Origin of the sequence: Streptomyces sp. NPDC091649 (assembly GCF_044756785.1) — a bacterium.
Classification (GTDB): Bacteria; Actinomycetota; Actinomycetes; order Streptomycetales; family Streptomycetaceae; genus Streptomyces.
Window position 1 is genome coordinate 197,040 of sequence record NZ_JBIVTR010000002.1, and the last position, 6,432, is coordinate 203,471.

General features: G+C 72.3%; 3 protein-coding genes. All 3 read left to right on the plus strand.

Going from position 1 to position 6,432, the window contains the following annotated elements:
• Positions 1-126: 126 nt before the first annotated feature.
• The 3 genes from ACIQMU_RS06130 (at position 127) to ACIQMU_RS06140 (ending at position 6,193) form a co-directional block, all read left to right on the plus strand.
• A complete protein-coding gene (locus ACIQMU_RS06130; RefSeq protein ID WP_352241526.1) occupies positions 127-1,182 on the plus strand; it encodes a hypothetical protein in 1,056 nt (351 codons plus the stop codon).
• A 361-nt stretch (positions 1,183-1,543) separates the two neighbouring features.
• Complete coding sequence (locus tag ACIQMU_RS06135; RefSeq protein ID WP_352241527.1) at positions 1,544-4,852, plus strand: S8 family serine peptidase; 3,309 nt, start codon at positions 1,544-1,546, stop codon at positions 4,850-4,852.
• 312 nt (positions 4,853-5,164) lie between these two features.
• On the plus strand, positions 5,165-6,193 hold the full coding sequence (locus ACIQMU_RS06140; protein ID WP_352241528.1) for an aspartate-semialdehyde dehydrogenase: 1,029 nt from the start codon (positions 5,165-5,167) through the stop codon (positions 6,191-6,193).
• Positions 6,194-6,432 lie beyond the last annotated feature (239 nt).

Here is a 6,432-nt window from a genome sequence, read left to right on the forward strand (position 1 = left end):
TGATTCCCGGCGCGACGGCTCTTTTCGGTTGTCGAACGTCCGTGCTTCAGGACAGCGCTGTCCGGGATTGTCGACGGGCGTGTAACAGGGGTTAGGGCGCCCTCCACGGGCGGGAAGCCCCGGGGCATGACCCAGAACACCCCGCTCTTCCCGCACCTCTCTCCCGTCCCGCGGGACGTGACGCACCGCGTCCTGTCCGCCGCCCAGTTGAGGGCACGGGGCGTGTCCGCCGCCCAGGCGTCCGCCCAGTGCCTGCCCGGCGGCCCCTGGCAGCATCTGCTGCCGGGGGTCTACCTGCTGCGTCCCGGCCCGCCCACCGGCCGGGAGCGGCTGCGCGGTGCGCTGTTGTACGCGGGGCGTCCGCCGGTCTCCGCGCGGCGCGCTCCGGCGGGCCCTGCGGACTCGGGGTACGGCGAGGCGATGGTCACCGGGGCGGCCGCGCTGGCGCTGTACGGCTTCGCCACGGCCGGGGGCCTGGAGGCCCCGCACCGGATCGACGTGCTGGTCCCGCGCACCCGGCGGCTGCGGTCCACCCGGTTCGTCGAGGTGCTGCGGACCGCCTCGATGCCGGGCGCGGTGCGGGTGGGCGAGGTGCCCGTCGCCCCGGTGGGCCGGGCCCTGGCGGACACGGTGGCGGACACGGCCGAGGCGGCGGACGTACGGCGGCTCCTGACCGAGGCGGTGCGCGACGGCCACTGCGAGCCCGCGGCCGTGGTACGGGAGTTGAGCGAGGCGAAGCTGTTGGGGCGGCCGGCCGTGGTGGGCGCGGTCGACGCGCTGCTGGCCGAGGGGCGGACGGCGGCGGAGGCGCGGCTGTACGCGATGGTCCGCGAGCACGGCCTGCCGGAGCCGCTGTGGAACGTGGAGCTGCGACTGCCGGACGGGCCCCGGCTCGGCGGGGTCGACGCCTACTGGCCCGACCAGGCCGTGGCGGTGGAGCTGGACACCCGGGCACCCCGCTACGGCGCGCCCGTCCGGCACGGCCGGGCGGAGGCGGACCCGCGGTGGTCCGCGTACGCCGCGAGGCGGGAGCGGCTGGAGCGGCTCGGGGTCACGGTCGTCCGCCTCGCGCCTAGGGGGCTGCGCGAGGCGGTGGACCAGCAGGCGACGGTGGTACGGACGGCGCTGATGGCGGCGGCGGACCGGGAGCCGGCCGCGTACGTGACGGTCCTGCCGCGCTGAGCGGAGCCCCGGGGCAGCGCCCCGGAAGGCGCCCGGCGGGTCCGGGCCACGAGCGCGGTGGTCCCGGATGCGTCGACGGCCGATTCCCGACCCTCGGTCGCCATGGGTCCGGACCACCGGCACGGCCGGTTCCGGACCACCGGCGGGGCTGGTCCGGACCATCCGCACGGCCGGGCGCGCCTCAGGGGCCTCGGACGTGCCGTTTGGCCCCATTCGCCCCTCGTGGCGCAGTGCGCCCCGTGGCGGATCTATGCCATGTACCTGACTCGCCCCCGTCAACTCTCCACAAACCCCTGTCATTTACGACAGGCTGAGCGGTCATCCGGTACCGAATTCCGGACTCTCTCTTTCAATTACAGGGATGCTGATGACCAAGGACTCCCCCAGCTCCATACCCGGGGCCAGACGCGCGGCCCGCGTCGCGGCCGCTGCCGGTCTGGCGGCCGCACTCGCCGCCTCCGGCGCCGCACCGGCCTTCGCCTCCGAGGACCCGGCCCCGGCACCCGTCAAACCGGCCGCCACGAGCGACCGGGGCGACAAGCTCGGCAAGGCCGACGCCGACGTCCTGGCGAAGGCCGAGGCCAAGGGCGAGAAGAACATCACCATGATGGTCGCCACCCGGCCCGGGGCGACCGAGCAGGTCAGCAAGCAGCTGGACGCCGTCAAGGGCTCCGTGCTCGGCCAGACCTACGACAAGCTCGGATACGTCCGCGCGACGGTCCCGACCAAGAGCGCCGAGTCCACCATCAGGACGGCCTCCAAGCTCTCCTCCGTCCTCGGCATCGATCTCAAGCAGGAGATCAAGCTGGACGACCCGACGCCCGCGGGCGACCGGGCCACCGGAGCGAAGCAGCCGAAGGCCACGGGCAGTTACCCGGCGCCGGGCAAGAAGACCCCGGCGAAGAACCCGTACAACCCGTCCCACGAGACGGGCGCGGTGAAGTTCGTCAAGAAGAACCCGAAGGCCGACGGCCGCGGGATCACCATCGGCATCCTGGACTCCGGCGTCGACCTCGGTCACCCGGCCCTGCGGAAGACCACCACCGGCGAGCGCAAGGTCGTCGACTGGGTGACCGCGACCGACCCGGTGAGCGACGGCGACGGCACCTGGCTGCGGATGTCCCAGTCGGTCTCCGGCCCGACGTTCACATCCGGCGGGAAGACCTGGTCGGCGCCGGCGGGCGACTACAAGTTCGCCACCTTCGCCGAGTCGGCCACCACCGGCGGCGACATGGCGGGCGACCTCAACCGCGACGGTGACACCACCGATGTCTGGGGCGTGCTGTACGACCCGGTCACCGGCACCACGCGGGTCGACCTGAACGAGAACGCGGACTTCTCCGACGACAAGGTCCTCAAGCCGTACAAGGACAAGTTCCAGGTCTCCTACTTCGGTGAGGACGACCCGCGCACCCCGGTCGTCGAGCGCATCCCGTTCGTCGTCGAGAACCGCAAGAACGTCGTCTACAACGCCGCGGGCGCGAAGGCCGACTACGTCAACATCGGCGTCATCGAGGGCTCGCACGGCACGCACGTCGCGGGCATCACCGCGGCCAACGGGCTGTTCGGCGGCGAGATGAACGGTGCCGCCCCCGGCGCCAAGATCGTCTCCTCGCGTGCCTGCACCTGGTCCGGCGGCTGCACCAACATCGCGCTGACCGAGGGCATGATCGACCTCGTCGTCAACCGCGGCGTCGACATCGTCAACATGTCGATCGGCGGCCTGCCGCCGCTGAACGACGGCAACAACGCGCGCGCCGAGCTGTACAAGCGCCTCGTCGACATCTACGGCGTGCAGCTGGTCATCTCGGCCGGCAACAGCGGCCCGGGGCTCAACACCATCGGCGACCCGTCGCTCGCCGACCACGTGATCTCGGTCGGCGCGTCGATCTCCAAGGAGACGTGGGCGGCCAACTACGGCTCCAACGTCACCAAGAAGTACGACATGCTGCCCTTCTCCTCGCGCGGTCCGCGCGAGGACGGCGGCTTCACGCCGATCATCTCGGCGCCGGGCGCGTCCATCAACACCACCCAGACCTGGGCGCCGGGCGGTCCGGTCAAGGAGGCGGGTTACGACCTGCCGGCCGGCTACTCCATGCTCCAGGGCACCTCGATGGCCTCCCCGCAGGCGGCGGGTGCCGCCGCGCTGCTGCTGTCGGCCGCGAAGCAGAAGAACATCGAGCTTCCCCCGGCCGACCTGCGCACGGCGCTGACCAGCACCGCGAGCCACATCAAGGACGTGCCCGCGCACGTCCAGGGCTCCGGTCTGATCAACATCGTCAAGGCGTGGAAGCAGATCGCCAAGCAGGGCAAGCCCGCGCACGAGTTCTCGGTGAAGGCCCCGGTCGACACCGCGATCGACTTCGCGCTCAAGGACCCGGGCTTCGGCACCGGTCTCTACGACCGCGAGGGCGGCCTGAAGGTCGGCGAGACCAAGGTGTACGACGTCGTCGTCACCCGCACCACGGGCCCGGACCGCGACGTCCGGCACAAGCTGTCGTGGAAGAACAACGACGGCACCTTCGAGCTGAGCAGCCCCCGCTACGTCTCGCTGCCGCTCGACACGCCGGTCAAGGTCAAGGTCAGGGCCAAGGCGAAGACCGCCGGGGTGCACAGCGCCATCCTGCGGGTCGACGACAAGAAGACCTCCGGCGTCGACCACCAGATCATGACCACGGTCGTGATCGCCCACGACCTGAAGCAGCCCGGTTACGCCTACAAGGCGTCCGGCTCGGTCCAGCGCAACGGCACCACGTCGTACTTCGTCAACGTGCCGGAGGGCGCGAAGACCCTTGAGGTCGCCCTCAGCGCCCTGCGCTCGGGCAGCCAGACGCGGTTCATCGCCCTGCACCCGTACGGGACGCCGGTCGACTCGACCTCGACGATCAACTGCTACCCGAACTACGAGAACCCGGCCAACACCTGCCGCCCGGACGCGCGGTCCTACAAGGACCCGCAGCCCGGGGTGTGGGAGATCGAGGTCGAGTCGCGCCGTACGTCGCCGCTGCTGGACAACCCGTACAAGCTGGATGTCTCGCTGCTCGGCGTGACCTTCGACCCGGCGGTGCGGACCATCGCCGAGGCGAAGATCGGCGCTCCGGCCGCGGTGGACTGGACGGTCACCAACGGCGCCGCGGCGCTCCAGGGCAAGCTCCAGGGCGGCTCGCTGGGCTCGGCCAAGGTGGCCAAGCCGTCGATCGCCACGGGTGAGACCCGTCAGACCACGGTCACCATCGGCGAGGGCGTCGAGAAGCTCGACGTCGCCATCGGCGCCACCTCGGACGCCAACGCGGACATCGACCTGTACGTCTACCGGGGCGCCACCCAGGTCGGCAGCGGGACCACGGCCGGCTCCGAGGAGCGGGTCAGCCTCGTGAAGCCCGCCGCGGGCACGTACACGGTCGTCGTCGACGGTTACTCGGTCCCGGCCGGGACGACCACGTACGACTACCGCGACGTCTTCTACTCGGCCTCGCTCGGCACGATCGAGGTCGACTCCGCCAAGGCCGTCAACCTGGCCAACGGTGCGTCGGCCCGGGTCGGCGCCGAGGTCGTGGTCGCCGGAGCGGCTCCCGAGGGCCGTCAGTTCTTCGGCGAGGTCCAGCTGGTCAACGCGCGCGGCACCGCCGCGGGCACCGGCAGCGTCGTGATCGAGAAGGTCGCGCCGTAACGGATCCATCGGTACGACGGCGGGGCGGGCGCTCTCACGAGCACCCGCCCCGCCGTGCGTGTTCCTCGTCACACGGCCCGCCCCCCGCCGCAGATGCTTCCCTTCCCCCGCAAGGAAGCCGCAGAACCCGCGGTCCTCGCGCGCGGAGTCCGCAGGCCGGACAATGGATTGGACAAGGCGGGCCAGGACATACGCATCATGGAGCGGCAAACGGGCCGCACAGACAGAGAAGCGCATGGGCGTGCGGGCGTACGGAAAGTACAGGCGCACGCCCGTGCGACGACGTGCAGACGTCAGAACAGAGGAGTCCTCGTGAAGGTCGGAATCGTCGGCGCCACCGGTCAGGTCGGCACAGTCATGCTCAGGATCCTGGCCGACCGGAACTTCCCGGTCGACGAGCTGCGGCTGTTCGCCTCCGCCCGGTCCGCGGGCTCCACGATCGATTTCCAGGGCTCCGGCGTCACCGTCGAGGACGCCTCCACGGCCGACTACACGGGCCTGGACATCGTGCTGTTCTCCGCCGGCGGCGCCACCTCGAAGGCGCTGGCCGAGAAGGTCGCCGCCCAGGGCGCCGTGGTGATCGACAACTCCTCCGCCTGGCGCAAGGACCCCGAGGTCCCCCTCGTGGTCTCCGAGGTCAACCCGCACGCGGCCCGGGTCCGCCCGAAGGGCATCATCGCCAACCCGAACTGCACGACGATGGCCGCCATGCCGGTGCTGCGCCCGCTGCACGACGAGGCCGGCCTCGAAGCGCTGACGGTCGCCACCTACCAGGCCGTCTCCGGCTCGGGGGTCGCCGGTGTCGCCGAGCTGCACGGGCAGGCGGCCAAGGTCGTCGCCGAGGCCGAGAAGCTGGCCCACGACGGCGAGGCCGTGGACTTCCCCGAGCCGGCCGTCTACAAGCGCCCGATCGCCTTCAACGTGCTGCCGCTGGCGGGCTCGATCGTGGACGACGGCTCGTTCGAGACGGACGAGGAGCAGAAGCTCCGCAACGAGTCCCGCAAGATCCTGGAGATCCCGGGGCTGAAGGTGTCCGGCACCTGCGTCCGGGTCCCGGTCTTCTCCGGCCACTCGCTCCAGATCAACGCCCGCTTCGCCCGCCCGATCGGCGTCGAGCGCGCCTTGGAGCTGCTGAAGGACGCCGAGGGCGTCGAGCTCTCGGAGATCCCGACCCCGCTCCAGGCGGCCGGCAAGGACGCCTCCTTCGTGGGCCGCGTCCGGGTCGACGAGACGGTCGAGCACGGCCTCGCCCTGTTCGTCTCCAACGACAACCTCCGCAAGGGCGCGGCGCTGAACGCCGTGCAGATCGCGGAGCTGGTGGCGGCCGAGCTGAAGGGCTGACCAGCGGCGTCACCCGTACGCGCGGGGGGGGGCCCCCCCCCCCCCGGGGCCCCCCCCCCCCCCCCCCCCCCCCCCCCACCCCCCCCCGCCCCCCCCCCCCCCCCCCCCCCCCAAAAACACCCCCCCCCCCCCCCCCCCCCAACCCCCCCCCCCCCCCCCCCCCCCGCCCCCCCCCCCGCCCCCCACCACCCCCCCCCCCCCCCCCCCCGCCCCCCCCGCCCCCCCCGCCGCGGGGGGCG